We start from the raw sequence: 21,364 nt of genomic DNA, 5'->3' as shown, positions 1-21,364 counted from the left end.
GAATGCAAACGATGCCAGGTCACGGCGTTTCTACAGCGGCCTTCCCGCCTGCCGCTGCCGCCATGCCATCCTTCGAGACGGGCGCGCGGCAGGGGCGCTTGCGCCAGTATCAGTTGCAATTGATCGAGCGGATACAGGCCGCGCGCAGCGGCGCGCTGGCAGCGCGCAAGGAACTGGGCGTGATGCTCGGTGGCCGGCCGTGCCTGCTAGACCTGACGCAGCTCGGTGAAATCGTCATTGCTACCGGCGTGCAGATCCAGGGCGTGCCGCTGGCGCAGGACTGGTATCTGGGCCTGGCGGCCATGCGTGGACGCCTGACGGGCGTCGTCGACCTGGCCCGCTACATGGGCGAACCGTCTTGCGTACCTGGCAATCACTGCCGCATCATCACGTTTTCTCCCCGCCTGGGCCTCAATTGCGCTGTGCTGGTCGAGCGCGTACTGGGCTTGCGCCAGCTGCGTACGCTGCAATCCATACCGTTGCCGGATGCGCCACCATCCTGGGCGGCGCAGGCGCTGCGCGACAGCGAAGGGCAGCAGTGGCTGCGCCTGGACCTGGCGCAGCTGGCGCAATCGGAACGCTTCCTCGATGCCGGCTTTGGCGGCCTGGCCGCACACAAGGATATTTGCTGATGGGCGCCCATTCCCCCATTCTGGCCGCCGGCATGCCCGAAGCGCAGCACGCCGCAGATGCACCGGCATCGGCGGCCGACCTGCCGCTGCGCCTGCGCGACGCGCTGGGACGGCGCAAGTCGCTGGCCAAGGCACCGGTCAGCGACTTGAAGCTGCCGCTGATCGGCCATTTGCCGCTGCAAAAGCAATTGAGCATCCTGTCGACGGTGATGGCCCTGAGCCTGGCCGCCAGCCTGCTGTTCGTCGGCCTCAACACGCGTAGCGGCAATATCGCCTCGGCGCAGACGCAGCTGGCCAGCGACGCGCTGATGCATTCTCAGCGCATCGGCAAGGCTGCGCCGAATGCCGTGCAAGGCAATCCGGAAGCCTTCCGCCAGCTTGAGGAAAGCCGCAATGAACTGAACCAGGATTTTCGCCTGATGCTGCGCGGCGGGACATATCACGGGCGCGATATCGGCGAGTCGCGTTCCGGCCTGCTGGCGGCGGTGGCCGACGCGCGCAAGAAGTGGGCCAGCAGCGACCGTGCGGCCAGCACCATCTTGCGCCTGAAAACGGAGCTGGGCGAATTCGACAAGACCTTGCAGCAATTGAACGCGCTGTCGCCGGCGCTGCTGGCGCAGACGGAGGAAATCGCGGTGCTCAAGGTACAGCACGGCGGCAACGCGCGCGACCTGGCCGTCATCGGCCGCCTGATGATGCTGAGCCAGCGCATGAGTCGCAGTGCCAGCGAGTTTCTGTCGTCGGGCAGCATCAGTTCGGAAACGGCATTTTCGCTGGGGCGCGACACGACGTATTTCCGTACCGCCGTCGAAGGCTTGCTCAACGGCAGTGTGGCGCTGCAATTGGCGCCCACGCGCGACGCCGAATTGCGCGACCGGCTGGTGGCGCTGAAAGGCAGTTTCGACACTTACCAGAAACTGGTCTCGTCGATACTCGACCGGCTGGATAAATTCAGTTCGGCCAAGAGCGCCGAACAGCTGATCTTCAACGAGAACGAAGACCTGCGCCAGCGCTTGACCCTGCTGCTGCAGATGTACCACGTGAACCAGGAAACGCTGGGCATGGCCTTCTGGATGATGGTCGGCGGCGTGTTGCTGACCCTGATCGCGGCGGCCGGTATCGGCCGCGTGCTGCTGCAGGACTCCGTCAACCGCACGCGCGACGCCGAGCGGCGGCGCCAGGAAGCGGAAATCCTGCGCCTGCTGTCGCAGGAAAAGGAAGCGCAGGCCAAGGCCAAGAATGAGCAGAACCAGGCGGCCATCCTGCGCCTGATGAACGAATTGCAGAAGGTCGCTGACGGCGACCTGACGGTGCAGGCCACCGTGTCGGAGGATATCACGGGCGCCATCGCCGATTCCGTCAACTACACGGTCGAGGAATTGCGCGGCCTGGTGGGGAGGGTGACGGCGACGGCCGAGCAGGTCAACCGCGCCTCGACGCAGGCGCAAGGCATCTCCAGCAAGCTCCTGATCGCTTCGCAGCAGCAGTCGCGCGAAATTCAGGGCGTCAGTGCCACCGTGGTCAAAATGGCCAATGCGATTACCGACGTGTCGAAGTCGGCCAGTGTCTCGGCCGACGTGGCGCGTCAGTCGGTGGCGGCGGCGCAGCAGGGCGCGACGGCGGTGGAAAACGCCATCAAGGGCATGCATGAAATCCGCGAGCAGATCCAGGATACGTCCAAGCGCATCAAGCGCCTGGGCGAATCGTCGCAGGAAATCGGCGAAATCACCGAGCTCATTTCCGACATCACCGAGCAGACCAACGTGCTGGCGCTGAACGCCGCCATCCAGGCCGCCTCGGCCGGCGAGGCGGGCCGCGGCTTCTCGGTCGTCGCCGAGGAAGTGCAGCGCCTGGCCGAACGCTCGGCCGCCGCCGCCAAGCAGATCGGTGCGCTGGTGCGCACCATCCAGGCCGACACCCAGGACGCCACCCGCGCGATGGAAAAATCCACGCAGGGCGTGGTCGAGGGCGCACACCTGTCCGACGCAGCCGGCGCTGCCTTGAACGACATCAGCCAGGTGTCGAAACACCTGGCTGAACTGATCCAGGGCATCTCGTTTGCCACCGGCACGCAGGCCGGCTCGGCCAGCGGCGTGGCCTTGAATATCCAGCATATCCTGAGCGTGACGCAGCAGACCCAGGACGGCACGCAGCAAACGGCGCAGTCGATCCACAAGTTGTCGATGCTGGCGCAGGAACTGAAAAACTCGGTGTCGCGCTTCCGCGTCGCCGCCTGAACGCCGCGCCATTCCAGACGCGGCGTGTTGTGCGTACCGATTTTTGCGCTACGATTTCTTTACCGAGGCATGCATGAGCACACCTGATAGTCCGCAGCAGTCCAAGCCGTTCGACAGCGAACCCCTGTCGTGGGTGATGGTGGAAATCCGCGAGGCGCTGGGCCGCTCGAAAACGGCGCTGTTCGAAGCGGGTGGTCGCGAGCGCGAGGAACGCGCCACGGCACTGCAGCATGCACGCTCGCACCTGCGCCAGGCGCATGGCGCGCTGGTGATGGTGGACGTGGCCGGTGCCAGCCTGCTGACGGATGGCGCCGAACAGGCACTGACGCGCTTTCGCGACGGTAGCCTGGAATACACGCTCGACCATGCGCAGATCGTCGCCGGGCTGTATCAGGCCCTGATCGAATACCTGGAAGACCTGGTGGCCGGCACGCCGCCGCAGCCGACGCGTTTGTTCCCTTATTACCGCGACTTGCAAGCCATGCTGGGCGCCGAACGCAGTCATCCGGCCGACCTGTTTTTTCCGCCTGCATCGATGCTGGAAGGGCATGCCATCGCGCTGGCGGACGCTTCCTTGGTGGCCGATTATCCGGCCTGGCGCGGGCGCTTTGAAAAGTCTTTGCTGCCCTTCCTGAAAGCGCCGGATGATGCGACGCGGCGCCAGCACGCGAGCGACTTGCACGCCACCCTGAGCATGGTGGCGGACGCGCAGCAAGAAGCGCCGGCACGTACCTTCTGGTTCGCCATGCAGGCGTTTGCGGGACTGGCGGCCAGCGGCGAGGGCATGGGCACGCTCAACGTCAAACAGTTGTTCGGCCTGATCAATCTGCAATTGCGCCGCCTGGCGCAGGGCACGGCCAGCCTGCCCGCATCGATGCTGCGCGACGCTTTGTTCTTCATCGCTGCCGCCGCCGAGCCGACGCCGGAGGCGCGCCAGCTGCGTGCCGCTTTCGCGCTGGAGGGGCAGGTGCCCGCCGACGTGGAAGCGCGGCGCTACGGCCAGGTCGACCAGGATGCCTTGCAAGGCGCGCGCACGGCATTGGCGCAGGCGCGCGCCAGCTGGAGCCGTCTGGCGCAAGCCGACCTTGATCCCGCCCTGGGCGACGCATTCGAACAGTCCTTGCAGCAGGTGGCGACGCAGACCGACATCCTGAAACAGCCGGCGCTGGCCAGCCTGCTACGCGAATGCGCGGCCGTGGCGCGGCAAGCCGTCGTCAGCGGGCGCAGTGCGGCCCTGGACAATGAAATCGGCATGGCGCTGCTGTTCGCTGACACGGGGCTGGAGCAGGTGCGCCGCCTGCCCGACGATTTTGCCGGCAATGCGGAAACCATCGCCGCGCGCCTGCAGGCGCTGCTCGCTGGCGAAGCACCACCGCCCATCACGGCGGGCGAGTTGTCGCGCCAGATCGAGCAGGGCCAGATCGTCGCCGCGCTGGCCGAGGACATGAAGACGGGCCTGCGCCAGGTGGAGCAGGTGCTCAACGCTTATTACGCGGATGCCTCGCGTGGCGTGGCGGGGAGCCTGGATAGCGTCGCACCCTTGCTGGGGCAGTTGCAGCAGCAACTGGCGGGACTGGGACAGGAAGATGCCCGCGCCGCCGTGCGGCAGGTCGACGCGGCCGTGCAGCAGCTGGCCGGTGGTGACGCCAATGCGGAGGCGCTCGACGAGATCGCACAAAATGTCAGTGCGCTGGGCTTTTTTGTTGATATGCTGGGCCGCAACGCGCAAGCGGCCAGCGGGCGTTTCCATTTCGATGCCGCCGCCGCTACCTTCCGCGCCCTGCCATTTGAAAAAGTCGCCGCCGCCGGTGTCGTGCCGGTACCCTTGCTCGACCAGGCCCTGGCGCCCGTCGCGCCTGCCGGGGTGGATGCTGCGCCGGCAGTGACCGATGTCGACGCGCAGATGCTCGACATCTTCATCGCCGAAGCGCGCGAAGTGCTGGCCTTTGTCGATACCACGCTGGCCCTGCCGCGCGAGCAGGCCGCCAGCGGCGACCACCTGGCCATGCTGCGCCGCTCGTTCCATACCCTCAAAGGCAGCAGCCGCATGATCGGCCTGGCGCAGTTTGCCGAGGCCGCCGGTGCCATCGAGCGTGTCATGAATACCTGGCTGGCCGAGACGCGCCCTGCCAGCGACGATTTGTTCACCCTGCTCAATTACGGCTGGTACCAGCTCAGCGAGTGGGTGGCCGAACTGGACGGCGGCGCAGGGCGCGAGCGCGAGGCCGGCATGTTGCTGGCGGCGGCCGAACGCGTGCGCGAAGGCGGTCCGTTCGAACTGCGCAAGCTGCGCCCGGCTGCTGCGGTGGCCAGCAATGGCAATGTGATCGGCTTTCCGTCCGCCACGGCGCCCGCCGCGCACGAAGCGCCTGACGATCACCTCAAGCACGTCGGTGCACTGCGCATCAGCCTACCCTTGTACAACATCTACCTGGCCGAGACGGATGAATTGCTGCGCGTGCTGACGCGCGACTTCGGCGAATGGCGCCATGAGCAGCGTGCCGTCAGCGCGGAGGCGCTGCAAGCCGTGCATACCCTGGCGGGAACGTCCGGCACGGTCGGCTTCCAATCCTTGCGCGACCTGGCGCATGCGATCGAGACGGTGATCGAGACGGTGGTGCCGCCGCTGGCCGGCCTGTGCGCCGAGCAGCATGACGTGCTGGAACAGGCTACGCAGCGCATCGCGCAAATGCTGCAGGCGTTTGCGCTGGGCGACCTGGCGCCATCGCAGCCGGACATGATCGAAGCGCTCAACACCCTGTGGCGCGCCTTGACGGCGGTGCCAGGCGCAGGCAAGGAAGACCAGCTCGACGCCCTGTTTGCGGCCGCTTACGCCAGTATCGTCGGCACGCCGGCGCAGCCTGCCGAAGCGCAGGCCAACGCCTTGGCCGAGATCCCTGCGGCGCAGCTCGAGACCTTGTTCGAGGCGACGTATGCGAGCATCGTCGCCGATGCGCTGCAGCCGGCCGCGCTGGCGCCGACGCCGGACAGTGGCGCCAGCGACGACCTGTTCGACGCCGGCTTCGAGCACGCGCCGCCGCTGGAGCACGTGGAGCCGGAAGCGCTGGCGCCGGCCATCATGCCGGCCGATGCTGTCGCGCTGCTGGCGGCGAGCGCCGGCATCAGCGATGAACTCGACCTCGATTTATTATCCGTCTTCCTGGAGGAGGGCGCCGACCTGCTGCCGCAGATCGGCGAGGCGCTGCGCAGCTGGCAACAGCAACCGCACGACAGCGGCCAGGCGCAGATGCTGCTGCGCACCCTGCATACCGTCAAAGGCAGCGCGCGCATGGCCGGCGCCATGCGCCTGGGCCAGCATGCGCATGAAATCGAGACGCATATCGAAAACATGCTGCACGCAGGCACCGCCACGCCGCAGGCTTTCGATGAATTGCTGGCCCACTACGACCATGCGCTGCACCTGTTCGAACAGTTGCAGCAGCCCTTGCTGCCCTTGCCAGGCATGGAAGACACGCCGGCGGCCGAACCGAAGGCGGCGCTGGTGCGGGTGCGCGCCGATATCCTCGACCGTCTGGTGAACCAGGCGGGCGAAGTGTCGATTACGCGGTCGAAGATGGAAAATGAAGTTGGCGTGCTGGGCGCCTCGCTGTCCGAGTTTTCCGACAACCTCGCGCGCTTGCGCCGCCAACTGCGCGAAGTGGAAATGCAGGCCGAATCGCAGATCGCCTCGCGCATGGCTGTCGGCAGCGAGCGCGAATTCGATCCGCTTGAATTCGACCGCTTCACGCGCTTGCAGGAACTGACGCGCATGATGGCTGAAAGCGTCAACGACGTGGCCTCGTTCCATGAAAACCTCAGTCACAGCGTCGACGCGGTGACGGACGACCTGGTGCTGCAGGCGCGCCTGACGCGGGAGCTGCAGCGCGACCTGATGCAGATCCGCATGGTGCCGTTTGCCAGCATTGCCGAACGCCTGTTCCGCGTGGCGCGGCAAAGCGCCAAGGAAGTCGACAAGCGCGTCAACCTCGATATTCGCGGCGGTGGCGTGGAAATCGACCGCAGCGTGCTCGAACGCATGGCCGCGCCGTTCGAGCACCTGTTGCGCAACGCCATCGTGCACGGCGTCGAGCCGCGCGAGGCGCGCCTGGCCGCAGGCAAGAGCGAGACGGGCGAGTTGCTGGTACAGGTCAGCCAGCAGGGCAATGAAGTGGCGATCGCCTTTTCCGACGATGGCGCGGGGCTGGACCTGGAACGCATCCGCGCCAAGGCGCACGGCGCCGGCCTGGTGGCGACGGACGCGCCCTTGACCGACGCGCAGGCGGCCGAGCTGATTTTCACGCCCGGTTTTTCCACCGCCGACAGCCTGACGGAACTGGCCGGGCGCGGTTTTGGCATGGACATCGTGCGCTCCGAAGCGCTGGCCCTGGGCGGGCGCGTGGAAACGCTGACGCAGGCCGGACTGGGCATGCGTTTTACCATCCACTTGCCGCTGACCCTGGCCGTGACGCAAGTGGTGCTGCTGGCGGCGAACGGCAAGACGTATGCCTTGCCATCAGTGCTGGTGGAGCAGGTGCTGCACCTGAAAGGCGAGCAGTTGGAGCAGGTGCGGGCGGCCGGGCGCATCGAGTCGCACGGGCAGTCGCTGGCGCTGCACCACCTGTCGGCCATGCTGGGCGAGACACCGGCGGCGCAGGCCACGCAGCGCTATGCGCCTGTGCTGCTGCTGAGGAATGGCAATGACAGGCTGGCGCTGCAGGTCGATGACGTGGTGGGCAACCGCGAGGTCGTGGTCAAGCATGTAGGGCCGCAGCTGGCGCGCATGCCGGGCATCGCCGGCGCCACGGTGCTGGGCACGGGCGATATCGTGCTGATTCTTAATCCGGTGGCGCTGGCGCAGCACCTGGAACATCATCCGGAATTGCTGTCGCAATATGCGCTGGCCAGCAGCGAACAGCATGCCGCCTCCAGCGCACTGGCCGTGCCAGCCGTGCGCGTGATGGTGGTCGACGATTCGCTGACGGTGCGCCGCGTGATGCAGCGTTTGTTCGAGCGTGAAGGCTACCAGGTACTGCTGGCAAAAGATGGCGTCGAGGCACTGGAGCAGCTGCATGCATTGGAACCGGCTGCCATGCCGGCCCTGCTGCTGGTTGACGTGGAGATGCCGCGCATGGATGGTTTTGACCTGACGCGCAATGTGCGTAGCGATGACAAGACGCGCGCCATTCCCGTCATCATGATCACCTCGCGCAGCGCCGACAAGCACCGCGCGCACGCGTTTGAACTGGGTGTGAATGCGTATTTCGGCAAGCCGTTCCAGGAAGAGGAATTGCTGGCGGAAGTGCAGCGCTTGCAAACGGAGTCTGCTTCCGAAACACCTCGACAACGATAACGGGCGTGCATCGTCGCGCCAGGAAAATAATGAGCATGCACGCCAAACTGAAAAAACTTGAAGACAAAGCCATGGTCAAAGGTGAGCATGCGCTTGCCGCAGCCGCCGCCCATCTGTTGCAGGATATCGGCTCTGTCGACAGGCAAATCAACCTCGTCGGGGCGCTACATGAAGTGGGCTACCTGCAAAACTCGCTGAAGCCCTACTGGCATGCGTTCCGAGCCGATGAGTCAGCATGGATAGAACGCTGCCTGGCGAGGCTGCTCACTGCCGATCATGACTACTGGGCACTCGCCGCGCTGCTGGGGTGCGATGGCCCGGCCACCATCGGCATCGCCATGGGCAAGGGATTCAACTCTGCCGCGACGAGGCTGTATGAACGTTTTGATAAACCCGATGTCCATGTCGATACCTTGTATTTGACAGGTATGGGGAGGGTGCTGCATCCCATCCTGGAAGTCGGCTACGACACCAGGGATAGGATCAATGTCGATGTGGGCAGGGCGCGGGCGCTGAGTTTGGACAATAAACTGGACAATAAGCTCGACAATCTGCCATGGCGGCCAGGTGAGCCGCTGGGAACGGGAGGACTGTCCCTTTCCATGCAGGCGAAACTTCCGCACGGCGCCTGGCGGTCGGTCTGGACGGCGTTCACGACAGGCGATGCGCATTGAACGCGGCAGCGGTGCCCGGCCTCGCCGCTTCCTGTCTTATTTCACCACTTTGACCACTTCATAGCGCTCCAGGGTCTCTTTGCGCGCGGAGTCGTGCTGTATCAGCGGTTCCGGATAATCGCGCCCCAGCTCGATGTCTTTTTGCTCGAGCAGCATGCGTGGCACCAGCCAGGGCGCGTGGATTTCCTTGTCGCCCAGCGCCTTCAGTTGCGGCAGGTAGCGGCGGATGAAGCGACCGTTCGCATCGAATTTTTCCGATTGCGTGATCGGGTTGAAGATGCGGAAATAGGGTTGCGCATCGCAGCCGGACGAGGAGGCCCATTGCCAGCCGCCGTTGTTCGACGCCAGGTCGAAGTCATTCAGGTGCAGCGCGAAATACGCTTCGCCGCGGCGCCAGTCGATGCCCAGATCCTTGATCAGGAAGCAGGCCGTGACCATGCGCAGGCGGTTGTGCATATAGCCCGTCTGGTTCAGCTGCGCCATGGCCGCGTCCACCAGCGGATAGCCGGTGCGCCCCTCGCACCAGGCCGCAAATGCGGCATCGGCTTCGGGGCCGGTTTCCCAGGCGATGGCGTCGTAGGCCGGTTTGAAGGCGCCGCCTTCCACATGCGGGTTCTGGTACAAAATCATGGCGTAGAAATCGCGCCAGATCAATTCAGCCAGCCACACGGGCGCGCCATCGCCGCCGCTGCCCCGGTCCATCAGGTCGACCACGGTGCGCACCAGGTAGCGCAGCGATACGGTGCCGAAGCGCAGATGCATGGACAGGTAGGACGGCCCCTTCAGGGCAGGAAAATCGCGCGCCACGTCATAGCGGGTCACGCGCGGTAAAAAATCCTCGAACAGCATACTGGCGCCTGACATGCCCGTGGGAATGGCCAGTTCGGCCAGGTTACTGGTGTCGAAACCCAGCTCCCCCAAGGTAGGCAGGGGGACAGGCGTGCCGCTGCGCGGCGGCGCGAGGGTGGCTGCGTGCGGTTCGATATCGAGCGGCGCCAGGCAGCCGGGTTCGGCGCGCATTTTCTTCAGCCAGGCATTCTTGTACGGCGTGTAGACGGTGTATGGCTTGGCCGAGAGCGTCAACACCTCGTCCTTTTCAAAGATCACCTGGTCCTTAAAGCTGAACCACAGGCGCGCCTCGTGCGTGAGCGCGGCGGCCACCCGGGCGTCGCGGGCGATCGCTTGCGGCTCGTAGTCGTGGTTGGCAAACACGGCGTCGGCGTTCAGCTCGGCGGCCAGGCGCGGGATGGCCTCGGCGGCGTCCGCGTGCAGCACGATCAGGTCGCCACCCAGCTGGCGCAGCTCGTCGGCCAGTTCGGCCACGCTGGCATGGATGAAATCGACCCGCCGGTCGCGGCGCGGCAGCGCTGCCAGGATGGTGGTGTCGTAGACGAAGACACAATGCACGGCCTGGCTCTGGCGCAGGGCGTGATGCAGTGCAGCATGGTCAAATGCGCGCAGATCGCGCCGGAACCATACCAGGGTAGTCTTGATTGTCATTATTTTGCGTGTTCAGGGTCAAAGATAGGCCATTTTTTGCCGCCAACAGGGCTTTATGGCCGCGCGCGTCGCGCCTTTGGCGTCGCTGCAGCGGCAATTCAGTGTAAACTAGCGGCTATGTTCGTGGTGGTTTATGTGCGACAGCGATTGTGCAATCAATTTTACAATTGACATGGCAATGCGCTCGCAAGCGCGGCGAGGTTTGATATTTCGCAAGTTGCAAAGCGTACTGAAGTAGCCGAATGGCTAAGCGAATGTATAAAAAATTTATAATATAACAAGAATAGCGCCTGGCATTACGCTTCTCGCCGTCCAATATTCGCGGCAGCGTGCGTCAGGCGTACGATAGCGGGGTAAGCGAGACTTGCCAGCAAGCCCACAGAGAGAGCATCGCGTATGAAAAAGAGTAAAATCGACCATTCTCTACCAGGACATCGTTTGATGCAGGGTGTGGGAGAACCGGTCGCGACCGGTTCCTCCACCCTGAATCTGGCCAACCATTTCCTGATTGCGATGCCGGCCATGCAAGATCCGATCTTCGGTGGCACGGTCGTGTACGTTTGTGAACATAATGAAAACGGCGTACTGGGCGTCGTCATCAACAAACCCACCGACATGACCATGGAAGTGCTGTTCGACCGCATCGATCTGAAACTGGCGGCCGGCAGCGACACGCCCATCATCAACGAACCGATCATGTTCGGCGGCCCCGTGCAGGACGACCGCGGCTTCGTGCTGCATACGCCGGGCGCGCATTATTCCTCGTCGCTGACGGTGACCGATGAAATCGCGTTTACCACCTCGATCGACGTACTCGAAGCCGTCGCCAAGGGCGATGGTCCCGAGCGCATGCTGGTGTCGATCGGCTATTCGGGCTGGAGCCCGGGCCAGCTGGAAGACGAGATCGGCCGCAATGGCTGGCTGACGGTCGGCGCCTCGGCCGACATCCTGTTCGACTTCCCCATCGAGCAGCGCTACGTGGCGGCCATCAAATTGCTGGGCATCGACCCGCTCATGCTCGCCAGCGAGGCTGGCCACGCATGAGCGGTGACGCCATCGACACCATCCTCGCCTTTGATTTCGGTTTGAAACGCATCGGCGTGGCCATCGGCAATAGCATGATTTGCCAGGCCAAGCCGCTCAGCGTGATCACGGCCACGGCGAATGAGCCGAAGTTTGCCGCCATCGATAGCCTGATCAAGGAGTGGGGCGCGAGCCGCATCGTGGTGGGCCTGCCCAGCCATCCGGATGGTACCGAACACGACATGAGCGCGCGCTGCCGCCGTTTCGCCAACCAGGTGCATGGCCGCTTCAACCTGCCAGTGGAACTGGTCGATGAACGTTATTCCTCTGCCGTCATCGCCGCCAGGCGCGGCGAAGTCATCGACGACCGCGCCGCCGCCATCATCCTGCAACAGTATTTCGACGCGAATTATTAATCTGACCTTAGCCTCCCATCCTGAATGATTAAGAACTCTATGCCGCATCCTACGAATCCTTCCCAACTCGACGCCGAGGCCCTGTACGCGGTCTTGCTGCAGCAGGTGCAGAGCGGCCTGGCGGGCATCCCCAACGTGGCTATCGTCGGCATCCATTCGGGTGGCGCCTGGCTGGCTGAACGTCTGGCGCGCGACCTGAACCTGCCGGGCCGCCTGGGCGTGCTCGACGTCTCGTTCTACCGCGACGACTTCGCCCAGAAAGGGCTGCATGCCGACGTCAAGCCGACGCAGATCAGTTTTGACGTGGCCGGCGCCACCATCCTGCTGGTCGACGACGTGCTGTACACGGGCCGCACCACGCGCGCGGCCATCAATGAATTGTTCGACTATGGCCGTCCGGCCAAGATCATGCTGGCCGCCCTGGTCGACCGCGGCGAGCGCCAGTTGCCGGTGGCCGCCGATTTCGTGGCCGCCTTCACTGCCGTGCCGGCGGGCCAGGCCCTGGTCCTGAAGCAAGCCGACGATGGAAAATTCACGTTCACCCTAGATACCCACCATGCTTAATCCGCAACTGAATAAACACGGCGAACTGCAACATCTGCTGACGATCGAAGGCTTGCCGAAGTCTATCGTCAACCACATCCTCGATACCGCTTCCTCCTTCGTCGGCATCTCCGACCGCGATGTGAAAAAGGTGCCACTGATGCGCGGCAAGAGCGTTTTCAACCTGTTCTTTGAAAACTCCACGCGCACCCGCACCACCTTCGAGATCGCCTCGAAGCGCCTGTCGGCTGATGTCATCAACCTCAATATCCAGGCCTCGTCGGCCAGCAAGGGCGAGTCCCTGCTCGACACCATCGACAATCTGTCGGCCATGCATGCCGACATGTTCGTCGTGCGCCACGCGCAGTCGGGCGCGCCCTACCTGATCGCCAAGCACCTGATCGACACCAAGCAGCCGCACGTCCACGTCGTCAACGCGGGCGACGGACGTCATGCGCACCCGACCCAGGGTTTGCTCGACATGTACACGATCCGCCACTACAAGAAGGATTTCACGAACCTGACGGTGGCCATCGTGGGCGACATCCTGCACAGCCGCGTGGCCCGTTCCGACATCCACGCGCTGACCACCTTGGGCGTGCCGGAAGTGCGCGCCATCGGCCCGCACACTTTGCTGCCGGGCGGCCTGGAACAGATGGGCGTGCGCACCTTCACCAACATGGATGAAGGCTTGAAAGGCGTGGACGTGATCATCATGCTGCGCCTGCAGAATGAACGCATGAGCGGTGCACTGCTGCCATCGGCGCAGGAATATTTCAAGAGCTATGGCCTGACGCCCGAGCGCCTGGCGCTGGCGAAACCGGACGCCATCGTCATGCATCCGGGACCGATGAACCGCGGCGTGGAGATCGACTCGGCCGTGGCCGACGGTCCGCAGGCGGTGATCCTGCCGCAGGTGACGTTCGGTATCGCCGTGCGCATGGCGGTGATGAGTATTTTGGCTGGTAATCAGGGCTGATAGCCCAAGGACGAGTAAGCGAGCATGACGACACTACATATCAAGAACGGCCACCTGATCGACCCTGCCAACGGCATCGATGGCTTGCAAGACCTGTTTATCGCCGACGGCAAAGTGCTGGCCGTGGGCAGCGCCCCCGCCGGCTTTGCCGCCGACACCACCTTTGACGCGGCCGGCCTGGTAGTTTCGCCCGGCCTGGTCGACCTGTCCGCGCGCCTGCGCGAGCCGGGTTACGAATACAAGGCGACGCTGGAATCGGAATTGCAGGCGGCCCTGCAGGGTGGCGTCACCAGCCTGGTGTGCCCGCCCGATACCGACCCGGTGTTAGATGAGCCGGGCCTGGTGGAGATGCTGAAATACCGCGCCAAGACGCAGAACAAGGCCCACGTGCACCCGCTGGGCGCGCTGACCATGGGCTTGAAAGGCAAGTCGCTGACGGAAATGGCGGAACTGACGGAAGCCGGTTGCATCGGCTTCGCGCAGGCGGAAGAGCCGATCGAGGACACCACCGTGCTGCTGCGCGCCATGCAGTACGCGAACACCTTCGGCTACACGGTCTGGCTGCGCCCGCAAGATCCGCACATCGGCCGTGGCGGCATCGCCCACAGCGGTCCGCTGGCCTCGCGCCTGGGCCTGTCCGGCGTGCCCGTGATGTCCGAAACCATCGCCCTGCACACGATCTTTGAATTGATGCGCGCCAGCCGCGCGCGCGTGCACCTGTGCCGCATCTCGTCGGCGGCGGGCCTGGAACTGATCCGCGTTGCGAAGGCCGAAGGCTTGCCCGTCACCTGCGACGTGGGCGTGCACCATGTGCACCTGACGGACGCCGATATCGGCTTTTTCGATTCGAACGCGCGCGTCACGCCGCCGTTCCGCAGCCAGCGCGACCGCGATGCGATCCGCGCCGGCCTGTTCGACGGCACGGTGGACGCCATGTGCTCGGACCATACGCCAGTCGACGACGATGAAAAACTGCTGCCCTTCGGCGAAGCCTCTCCGGGTGCCACGGGCCTGGAACTGCTGCTGTCGCTGGCCCTGAAATGGGCCGACGACTATGCGCTGGCGCAGCCGCAAGCCGGTACCCGTCCGCTGGCGCGCGCCGTGGCCAAGGTCACGTCCGACGCGGCGCGTGTCGCTGGCATCCCGGCCGGCAGCCTGGCCGTGGGCGAAGCGGCCGACATCTGCGTCTTCGATCCGGCCGCGCGCTGGACGGTGTCGTCGGCATCGCTGGCCAGCCAGGGCAAGCACACGCCTTTCCTCGGCTATGAGCTGAGCGGCATCGTCAAGGCGACCATCGTGGCTGGACAGGTGGCGTTTCAGCGTTAAAAAATCAGATCCATGGACCGGGGCGCGCTGCCCCGGCATCCCTTGTCTGCTCCCGGATTTCGGTTCTGGTTTATTTGTTGGTGTGATTTGAAACTTCTGCTTACCTACCGCCTCGCGCGCATCGCCATACACCTGGGCTGCGGCATGGCCAAGAGCGCCGTGCTCTTTCCCTGGCTGGACCTGGAGGGGCGTAACCGGCGCATCCGCCGCTGGTCGACGCAGCTGCTCGACATCTGCGGCGTGCACGTGGAGCAGCCGGCCGCCAGCATTCCGGCCCTCGACCATGCGATGGTGGTGGCGAACCACGTCTCGTGGCTCGACATCTTCGTCATCAATGCCGTCCACCCCTGTCGTTTCGTCGCCAAGGCGGAAATCCGCGCCTGGCCGATTCTTGGCTGGCTGGCGGGACGTGCCGGCACCATCTTCATTTCGCGCGGCAGCAAGCGTGACCTGCGCCTGATTTTTCAGGGTCTGGTGGATAAGTTGACGGCGGGCGAGCGCATTGCGTTCTTCCCCGAGGGTACCACCGCCGCGCAAGGACAGATCCTGCCGTTTCATGCCAACCTGTTCGAGGCGGCCATCGATGCGCAAGTGCCGGTGCAGCCGTTCGCGCTCGTGTATGTGGATGGCGAGGGGCGGCTGCATCACGCGGTCGACTTCATCGGCGACATGAGTTTTGCGCAAAGCATGGTGGCGATCCTCAGCGGCCCGCCCATCACGGCGCGCCTGACTTGCCTGGCTTCCGTCGCTACGGACGATGCACACCGGCGTGAGCTGGCGGCGGCAACGCAGGCGGCGGTGGCCGCCGCGCTGCCGCTGGACCAGCTTAATTCTTGACGTGCAGCCAGCGCGCGTGGGCGGCGCGTGCCAGGTAGTCGAGGATGAAACCTAAAATCCCGATCAGCACGATGGCAGCCATCAGTTCCGAATACGCAAGGCGGTCGCGCGTGTCGAGGATGAAGTAGCCGAGGCCGGCCGAGACGCCCAGCATTTCCGCCGGTACCAGCACGATCCAGATGATGCCGATGGCCAGGCGCACGCCCGTCAGAATATCGGCCGTGATGCCCGGCAAAATCACCTTGAAGACGATCTCGCTGCGCGTGGCCGACAGGCTGCGCGCCAGCAGCAGCCAGTTCGGATCGAGGCGCGCCACGCCGGCCGCCGTATTGAGCAAAATCGGCCAGACGGCCGCAAACGCCAGCAGGAAGTACACGGGCGCGTCGCCGACGCCCAGCACCATCACGGCGATCGGCATCCATGATAGCGGCGAAATCATGCGCAGCAGCTGGAACAGCGGCATGGCCGCGCCGGAAAAACTTTTCGACATGGCCACCAGCACGCCCAGCGGCACGCCGATGATGATCGCCAGCCCCAGGCCGACAGCTACCCTTTGCAGGCTCAATACCACGTGCAGCCAGATATCCGCACCGCCCAGCATTTCCCGGAACGCCAGCGCCGTGGGCAGCGGCGCAAAGGCGGTGGCGATGGGCGTGGATTTTTCCAGCGCCGTGACGCCCATGGACCACAGCAGCAAGGCACAGGCCAGCCCCACCAGGGGCAGGCCGAACTTCGTGAACAACTTCTTTGCCATCGTCAGACCGCCACGGTTTCGCTGCGCAGCAGGTTGGCCGGCAAGCCGAAGGCGGCCGGGCCGCCCACGGCGGTGATGGCCTTGCGCACGAAGCGGTCATCGACCAGGTCGCGCGCGGCAAACTTCGGATCGAGTTTGGCCAGGAAGCGCGTATCGCCTTCGACCTTGGTGCGGCCGATGGCGCGCACCAGTTCTTCCGTGTACGAGGCAAACGGATAGGGCTGGAAGTCGATGCGGCGCTGCTGCCAGTTCTTGTGCACGATCAGTCCCTGCTTTTCATAGCTCGCGTAATCGGTGGTGGCCAGTACCTTGGTCAGTACCTGCAGCGGATGCGGCGTATAGCGGTGCTCGCCCACGTTCGACAGCAGCTTGGCCGTGTCGACCTGGTTCGAGCGCGTCCACAGCTGCGCCTTGACGATGGCGTTGGTCACCTTCTGCGCCCATTCGGGACGCGTGTTGATGTCGCGCTCCGACAGGAACGTGACGCAGCACGCATGGTTTTTCCACACGTCGCCCGAGAAGCGCAGGATCTTGCCGATGCCGGCGTTTTCCGCCGCCGCATTGAACGGCTCGGCCACGATGTAGCCGGCGATCGACTTGCTGGCCAGGGCCGAGACCATTTCGGCCGGCGCCAGCACGATCAGGTTGACTTCATTCGATTTGATGGTCGCGTTGCGCGCGCGCGTGACCGGGGTCAGGCCATTCGAGGTCAGGATTTGCTGCAGCAGGATGTTGTGGATCGAGTACCAGAATGGAATCGCGACCGTGCGTCCGCCCAGCTCGGAGACCTTGTTGATTTCGTTGGCCACTGTCAGCGCGGAGCCGTTGACGTGGTTCCAGGCGACGACTTTGGCGGGGAACTTGGCACCGTAGCGCACCCACAGGGTGGCGGGCGACAGTAAATGGATGACGTTGACCTGGCCGGCCACGAAGGCTTCGATGATCTGCGCCCAGCTGCGGAACAGGCGCGGCGTTTCCGCCTGCAAGCCTTCCGCCTCGAACATCTTGCGGGCGTGGGCGACGAGCAGCGGGGTGGCGTCGGTGATCGGCAGGTAGCCGATTTTCACCGGCTGGTCGTCGCCTTTCGGGCCTTGCTGGGCCATGGCGTCGCCGGCGAACAGCAGCGGCGAAGCGACGCTGGCCGTGGCCAGGGCCGACATGCGCAGGAAGTCGCGCCGTGTCAGGCCGCAGTCGCAATCGGAGGAGGCGCAGATATGCAGGGGTTTGTTATCGTTGGGGAGGGACATGATGGGTTCCAATAAGGTGCATTAATGTGCGGCGTGGGCCTGGTCTTGCTGTTGTAGTGCCTGCAGGGCGTCGAGAATGTCCATCTTGAGGGCGATCACTTCGGCGCTGTGGCCGATTCTGGGCTGGGCGATGGCGACGGGCCACTCGCGCACGATGTTGCCGGGCTTGCCACCCATCAGCAAGATGCGGTCGGCCACCAGGATGGCTTCATCGATATCGTGCGTGACCAGCAGCACGGCCGTATGCCAGCGGTGCACCACGTCGACCAGCAGCGACTGCATCTCGGCGCGCGTGATGGCGTCGAGCGCGGAAAACGGTTCGTCGGCGAATAGCAGTTCCGGTTCGCGCGCCAGCGCACGGGCCAGCGCCACGCGCTGCGCCATGCCGCCCGACAGCGCGGATGGATACAGCTTTTCGCGGCCCTTCAAACCGACCGCTTCGATGGCTTGCGCCACGCGCGCCTGGTGCGCTTCGCGCGTGAGCTGCGGCTGGTGCTTGAAGTCCAGGCCGAAACCGGCATTGCCCGTGACGTTCAGCCAGGGCAAGAGGCTGGCCTGCTGGAAGACGAGGGCGCTGCGCGGGTCCGGTTCGCGCATCGGGGCGTCGAGAAACTGGATCGCGCCCGTGGATTGCGGCTGCAAGCCGGCCAGCACGCGCAGCAGGCTCGATTTGCCGCAGCCACTGCCGCCCAGCAGGCAGACGATTTCGCGCTTGCGCACGCCCAGCGAGACATGCTGGAACACGGGCGCCGTGCCCGGATAGGCGTAGCTGAGATCGCGCGCCTGCAGCGCCCAGTCTTGCGCTTCCACTGCTACCGTCATGCCGGGGCTCCCGCTGCCGCCTGCTGGCTGTCGAACAGCTGCAAGGCTGATTGCAATTGCGTCAGGCTGGGGGTGACGATGGGGATGAACGACGATTCGCGCCAGCGGCGGGCAAAGCCCTGCTGTTCGGCGTTCAGATAGGCGCGGCCGCCCATCGCCTGAAGTTCCAGCATCAGAGCCTGCTGCAGCACGTCCGCCAGTTGTATGCGCAGGCGGAACATGGCCGGCGCCTGCGTCTTGAAGCGGCCATCGTGCACGCCGGCCAGCAAGGTGGCAACAGCCGCCTCCAGGGTGACTTGCAGCGCTTCGATGCGCGGCGTGAGCGCGTTGCGCGAGCCGGCCGAGATCTGCGCCGCCTTTGCCAGGCTGGCGCGCGCCAGGCCGATCGACAGGCCGCACTGCATGCCGAGGAAGGAGGGACGCACCTGCGGCAGCCAGGCTGGCGCATTGTCGCTGATGATGTCCGCAGCGGGGATGTGCACCTGCGTCAGCTTGACCGAGGCCGTATTGCTGCCGCGCAGGGCGACCAGTTCCAGGTCGTCGCTGCGCTGCACGCCTGGGGTGCCGCTGTCGAAGGCGACGATGGCGGGTGGCGCGCCGTCGTTCGGCGCCACGGCGGCCGCCGCGACAAAGCCCGCCTTGCGCAAGTTCGTCACCCAGGCCAGGCCGCCGTCGACCAGCAAGCCGTCATCCTGGCGCACGCCCGTGATTTGCAGCTGCTCGATGCCGGACAAGAATTTCATGGCGTTCGACAGGCCGCTGGCGCCCGCCTGCGTGCCCGCCAGCAGGCCGGGCAGGCGGCGCTCGGCCAGCGCGCGGTTCTCGCTTTGCAGCAGGAATTCGATGAAGCAGCGCTGGCCCCAGAAGACAAAGGCCGCCGTTACCGATTGCTCGGCCACATTGGCGATGGCATCGATGGCGTCGCGCACGTCGCCGCCCGCGCCGCCGTGCTCCTGCGGCACGCCGATGGCCAGCAGCTGGTCGCCGGCCAGCGCGGGAAGTACAGTTTCTGCCAGTTCCGACGATTGGTCGAGCCGGTCGGCATGCATGTGCAGCCAGTGATTGAGGTGGCCCATGTCAGACCGCGCCAGGCAGGTAGGGCGTCAATTGCGGATTGACGGGCGTGCCGGCCAGGCTGTTGGAAAAATTGCACAGGGTGGCCAGGCTGATGCCCAGCACCACTTCCAGCGCCTGCTGTTCATTGTAGCCGGCGGCCAGGAAGGCTTGATAGTCGGCGTCGCTGACGGCGCCGCGCGTGGCGATGACGGCCGTGGCGAAGGCGGCGACGGCGTCCAGCTTCGTATCGCCGGTCGGCTGGCCATGCTGCAGGGCGCGCACGATATCGGGCGTCTGGCCCGCTTTTTTCAGCGAAATGGCGCTATGGCCGGCGATGCAGAAATCGCAGCCATGGATGCGCGCGGCGGTGATCTGCACCACTTCGCGTTCCATCAGGCTCAGGCTGGCGCGCGCATTGATGCCCGATACGCTCAGATAGGTTTCCAGGGCCAGTGGCGCGTTGGCCAGTACGCCGATCAGGTTGGGCAGGAAGCCGTTGTTGGCGATGGCCTTTTCCACGAAGGGACGGCTATCGGCCGGGGCGGTATCGAGAGTGTGCAGCGTCAGACGGGACATGGGGTACCTTGCTAGTTTAGTAAGTCACCCAGCCATTATATCGGCCATGCCGTGCATGCAACAGACGTCAGCGTCGTCCTTTTGTGCTCGTTCGTCTTTGATTGCGCAAACCTTGATGTCAGCTGGCCAGTTGACGCTGGCGCTGGTCGCGCCGGTAGGCGCCCGGTTGCTCGCCCGTGACCCGCTTGAAGGCGCGCGTAAAGGCGGCGGGCGAACGATAACCCACCAGTTCGGCTGCGCGTTCGACGGAGACGCCGTCGTGCAGGCGCCGTGCGGCGATCTTCATGCGCAGCAGGAGCAGGAATTGGGCCGGCGAGTGGCCGCTGGCGTTGGCGAAATGCTTGCAGAAGCTGGCGCGCGACATGCAGGCCGCCTTGGCCATGTTCTCGATCGACCAGTCGTCGGCGGGGGCGTCGAGCATGCGTTCGAGCAGCGGCGAAAAGGCGGGTTGGTGCAGCAGCGACAGCAGGCCGGCTGCTACCTGCTCGCCTTGCGCCACATGGCGGATGAGGTAAAAGAACAGCAGTTCGACCAGGCGCGCGATGAGCGGTGACGGTTGCTCCGGGTCGCCGCCTGCCTCTGCCAGTATCAGGTCGAACAGCGCGGCGGCGGCGCCGAAGGCGGGCGCGTCGCCGCGTATCAGCAGATATGGCGGGAAGGAGTCGACGATCAGCGCGCAAAGGGCGCCACGAAATTGAAAGAAGCCGCAGGCCAGCGCCGTCGCCGGCTGGTCCGTGGGCGATTGCAGCGGCAGCATGGCTTGCGCGCTCACCGCCTGCAGCGGATCGCTGTGGGGGCTGAGGAAGTGGGGCAAGTCGCGCAGCAGGAAGACGCCATCGCGCGGGCCGAGCGCTATCGGCGCGGCGCCATCGAGATGCAAATAGCAGTGGCCATCGAGCACCAGGTTAAAGCTGCCCAGTTCCCGGCCCGCCGTGGAGGCGCGCCAGCGGCCACAGTACTGGCCCACATGCAGGACGGCGGTGTCGAGCTCCAGGCTGCCGAGCAGCCAGCGCGCCAGCTTGTCGGTATCAGGATGCATGGGATGGCACAGGCAAAAGCTGCATCATACGGCGCTTGGGCGGCAAGGCAAACGACCGATTTCGACTAAGCATATGCACGCCATGCGTATCACTTGGCACTTGGCACTTAGCAGGGTGTTGAAAAAGGACCCCAGTCCTTCGGATTTTGTCGCCAGACATGCGAATTTTTCGGGCTGGAAGCCGCATTTTTCCTAAAAAGCAGTTTTCAGCCACTTTTCAGGCCGTTTTTTGACATTTTTTAGCGCTTTCCGTACTCTATGGACGGAGTTATCCAACCACCGCCGATAAACGCCAGCCAAAGATCGTCGCCATGCGCGTCAGGTTGTAAGCGGCGAAAGTGAACGTGGTTTGT

General features: G+C 64.7%; 17 protein-coding genes. 10 read left to right on the top strand and 7 right to left on the bottom strand.

Going from position 1 to position 21,364, the window contains the following annotated elements; all coding sequences use genetic code 11:
* The first annotated feature begins 11 nt into the window (after positions 1–11).
* The 4 genes from CSZ94_RS00085 (at position 12) to CSZ94_RS00070 (ending at position 8,893) form a co-directional block, all read left to right on the top strand.
* On the top strand, positions 12–632 hold the full coding sequence (locus tag CSZ94_RS00085) for a chemotaxis protein CheW (protein WP_308410522.1): 621 nt from the start codon (positions 12–14) through the stop codon (positions 630–632).
* Positions 632–2,869 carry a methyl-accepting chemotaxis protein gene (locus CSZ94_RS00080; protein ID WP_102119616.1) on the top strand — a complete coding sequence of 746 codons (2,238 nt, stop codon included), beginning with the start codon at positions 632–634 and terminating at the stop codon, positions 2,867–2,869. The genes CSZ94_RS00085 and CSZ94_RS00080 overlap by 1 nt, the downstream gene beginning before the upstream one ends.
* Before the next feature lie 73 nt (positions 2,870–2,942).
* Positions 2,943–8,219: a hybrid sensor histidine kinase/response regulator gene (locus CSZ94_RS00075; protein WP_180977301.1), complete on the top strand. Its 5,277-nt coding sequence runs from the start codon at positions 2,943–2,945 to the stop codon at positions 8,217–8,219.
* Positions 8,220–8,248: 29 nt separating this feature from the next.
* Positions 8,249–8,893 carry a hypothetical protein gene (locus CSZ94_RS00070; protein WP_102119614.1) on the top strand — a complete coding sequence of 215 codons (645 nt, stop codon included), beginning with the start codon at positions 8,249–8,251 and terminating at the stop codon, positions 8,891–8,893.
* A gap of 36 nt (positions 8,894–8,929) precedes the next feature.
* Here the strand turns inward: CSZ94_RS00070 and CSZ94_RS00065 are convergent, their stop codons facing one another.
* Positions 8,930–10,393 carry a cryptochrome/photolyase family protein gene (locus CSZ94_RS00065; protein WP_102119613.1) on the bottom strand — a complete coding sequence of 488 codons (1,464 nt, stop codon included), beginning with the start codon at positions 10,391–10,393 and terminating at the stop codon, positions 8,930–8,932.
* Between the two features lie 441 nt (positions 10,394–10,834).
* On the opposite strand from CSZ94_RS00065, the gene CSZ94_RS00060 reads away from it, so the two are divergent.
* The 6 genes from CSZ94_RS00060 to CSZ94_RS00035 all read left to right on the top strand — a co-directional run bounded on the left by CSZ94_RS00060 (position 10,835) and on the right by CSZ94_RS00035 (position 15,517).
* The gene (locus tag CSZ94_RS00060; RefSeq protein ID WP_102119612.1) at positions 10,835–11,437 is read left to right on the top strand and encodes a YqgE/AlgH family protein; all 603 of its coding nucleotides are present in this window, start codon (positions 10,835–10,837) and stop codon (positions 11,435–11,437) included.
* Positions 11,434–11,832: a Holliday junction resolvase RuvX gene (ruvX, locus tag CSZ94_RS00055; protein WP_180977300.1), complete on the top strand. Its 399-nt coding sequence runs from the start codon at positions 11,434–11,436 to the stop codon at positions 11,830–11,832. The genes CSZ94_RS00060 and ruvX overlap by 4 nt, the downstream gene beginning before the upstream one ends.
* Before the next feature lie 39 nt (positions 11,833–11,871).
* Complete coding sequence (gene pyrR, locus CSZ94_RS00050) at positions 11,872–12,396, top strand: bifunctional pyr operon transcriptional regulator/uracil phosphoribosyltransferase PyrR (RefSeq protein ID WP_102119611.1); 525 nt, start codon at positions 11,872–11,874, stop codon at positions 12,394–12,396.
* Positions 12,389–13,354 (top strand): aspartate carbamoyltransferase catalytic subunit, encoded by a 966-nt coding sequence (locus CSZ94_RS00045; RefSeq protein WP_034746695.1) that lies wholly within the window; start codon positions 12,389–12,391, stop codon positions 13,352–13,354. The genes pyrR and CSZ94_RS00045 overlap by 8 nt, the downstream gene beginning before the upstream one ends.
* A gap of 24 nt (positions 13,355–13,378) precedes the next feature.
* Positions 13,379–14,680 (top strand): dihydroorotase, encoded by a 1,302-nt coding sequence (locus CSZ94_RS00040; protein ID WP_102119610.1) that lies wholly within the window; start codon positions 13,379–13,381, stop codon positions 14,678–14,680.
* Positions 14,681–14,767: 87 nt separating this feature from the next.
* Entirely contained in the window at positions 14,768–15,517 is a 750-nt protein-coding gene (locus CSZ94_RS00035) for a lysophospholipid acyltransferase family protein (protein WP_102119609.1), read from the top strand.
* On the opposite strand, the gene CSZ94_RS00030 is transcribed toward CSZ94_RS00035, so the two are convergent.
* The 6 genes from CSZ94_RS00030 to CSZ94_RS00005 form a co-directional block, all read right to left on the bottom strand.
* Complete coding sequence (locus CSZ94_RS00030; protein ID WP_102119608.1) at positions 15,507–16,271, bottom strand: ABC transporter permease; 765 nt, start codon at positions 16,269–16,271, stop codon at positions 15,507–15,509. The two genes, CSZ94_RS00035 and CSZ94_RS00030, sit on opposite strands and share 11 nt — an antisense overlap.
* Positions 16,272–16,273: 2 nt before the next feature.
* On the bottom strand, positions 16,274–17,518 hold the full coding sequence (locus tag CSZ94_RS00025) for an ABC transporter substrate-binding protein (protein WP_102119775.1): 1,245 nt from the start codon (positions 17,516–17,518) through the stop codon (positions 16,274–16,276).
* A 21-nt stretch (positions 17,519–17,539) separates the two neighbouring features.
* Positions 17,540–18,340 (bottom strand): ABC transporter ATP-binding protein, encoded by an 801-nt coding sequence (locus CSZ94_RS00020; RefSeq protein WP_102119607.1) that lies wholly within the window; start codon positions 18,338–18,340, stop codon positions 17,540–17,542.
* Positions 18,337–19,416 (bottom strand): acyl-CoA dehydrogenase family protein, encoded by a 1,080-nt coding sequence (locus CSZ94_RS00015; RefSeq protein WP_102119606.1) that lies wholly within the window; start codon positions 19,414–19,416, stop codon positions 18,337–18,339. The genes CSZ94_RS00020 and CSZ94_RS00015 overlap by 4 nt, the downstream gene beginning before the upstream one ends.
* Position 19,417: 1 nt before the next feature.
* Positions 19,418–19,972: a carboxymuconolactone decarboxylase family protein gene (locus CSZ94_RS00010; protein ID WP_102119605.1), complete on the bottom strand. Its 555-nt coding sequence runs from the start codon at positions 19,970–19,972 to the stop codon at positions 19,418–19,420.
* Between the two features lie 118 nt (positions 19,973–20,090).
* Positions 20,091–21,011 carry an AraC family transcriptional regulator gene (locus tag CSZ94_RS00005; protein ID WP_102119604.1) on the bottom strand — a complete coding sequence of 307 codons (921 nt, stop codon included), beginning with the start codon at positions 21,009–21,011 and terminating at the stop codon, positions 20,091–20,093.
* Positions 21,012–21,364: the final 353 nt, after the last annotated feature.

Origin of the sequence: Janthinobacterium sp. ROICE36, from assembly GCF_002869965.1 — a bacterium.
Classification (GTDB): domain Bacteria; phylum Pseudomonadota; class Gammaproteobacteria; order Burkholderiales; family Burkholderiaceae_D; genus Janthinobacterium.
Note: the sequence above shows the minus strand (reverse complement) of the source record. Positions and strands in the feature narration are given on the sequence as shown.

Excerpts from the sequence above, each read along its gene's own strand:
- CSZ94_RS00085 (WP_308410522.1), top strand. The coding sequence starts at position 12 with ATGCCAGGTCACGGCGTTTCTACAGCGGCCTTCCCGCCTGCCGCTGCC.
- CSZ94_RS00065 (WP_102119613.1), bottom strand. The coding sequence starts at position 10,393 with ATGACAATCAAGACTACCCTGGTATGGTTCCGGCGCGATCTGCGCGCA.
- CSZ94_RS00070 (WP_102119614.1), top strand. The coding sequence starts at position 8,249 with ATGAGCATGCACGCCAAACTGAAAAAACTTGAAGACAAAGCCATGGTC.
- CSZ94_RS00020 (WP_102119607.1), bottom strand. The coding sequence starts at position 18,340 with ATGACGGTAGCAGTGGAAGCGCAAGACTGGGCGCTGCAGGCGCGCGAT.
- CSZ94_RS00030 (WP_102119608.1), bottom strand. The coding sequence starts at position 16,271 with ATGGCAAAGAAGTTGTTCACGAAGTTCGGCCTGCCCCTGGTGGGGCTG.
- CSZ94_RS00010 (WP_102119605.1), bottom strand. The coding sequence starts at position 19,972 with ATGTCCCGTCTGACGCTGCACACTCTCGATACCGCCCCGGCCGATAGC.
- CSZ94_RS00025 (WP_102119775.1), bottom strand. The coding sequence starts at position 17,518 with ATGTCCCTCCCCAACGATAACAAACCCCTGCATATCTGCGCCTCCTCC.
- CSZ94_RS00080 (WP_102119616.1), top strand. The coding sequence starts at position 632 with ATGGGCGCCCATTCCCCCATTCTGGCCGCCGGCATGCCCGAAGCGCAG.
- CSZ94_RS00075 (WP_180977301.1), top strand. The coding sequence starts at position 2,943 with ATGAGCACACCTGATAGTCCGCAGCAGTCCAAGCCGTTCGACAGCGAA.
- ruvX (WP_180977300.1), top strand. The coding sequence starts at position 11,434 with ATGAGCGGTGACGCCATCGACACCATCCTCGCCTTTGATTTCGGTTTG.
- pyrR (WP_102119611.1), top strand. The coding sequence starts at position 11,872 with ATGCCGCATCCTACGAATCCTTCCCAACTCGACGCCGAGGCCCTGTAC.
- CSZ94_RS00045 (WP_034746695.1), top strand. The coding sequence starts at position 12,389 with ATGCTTAATCCGCAACTGAATAAACACGGCGAACTGCAACATCTGCTG.
- CSZ94_RS00040 (WP_102119610.1), top strand. The coding sequence starts at position 13,379 with ATGACGACACTACATATCAAGAACGGCCACCTGATCGACCCTGCCAAC.
- CSZ94_RS00015 (WP_102119606.1), bottom strand. The coding sequence starts at position 19,416 with ATGGGCCACCTCAATCACTGGCTGCACATGCATGCCGACCGGCTCGAC.
- CSZ94_RS00005 (WP_102119604.1), bottom strand. The coding sequence starts at position 21,011 with ATGCATCCTGATACCGACAAGCTGGCGCGCTGGCTGCTCGGCAGCCTG.
- CSZ94_RS00060 (WP_102119612.1), top strand. The coding sequence starts at position 10,835 with ATGCAGGGTGTGGGAGAACCGGTCGCGACCGGTTCCTCCACCCTGAAT.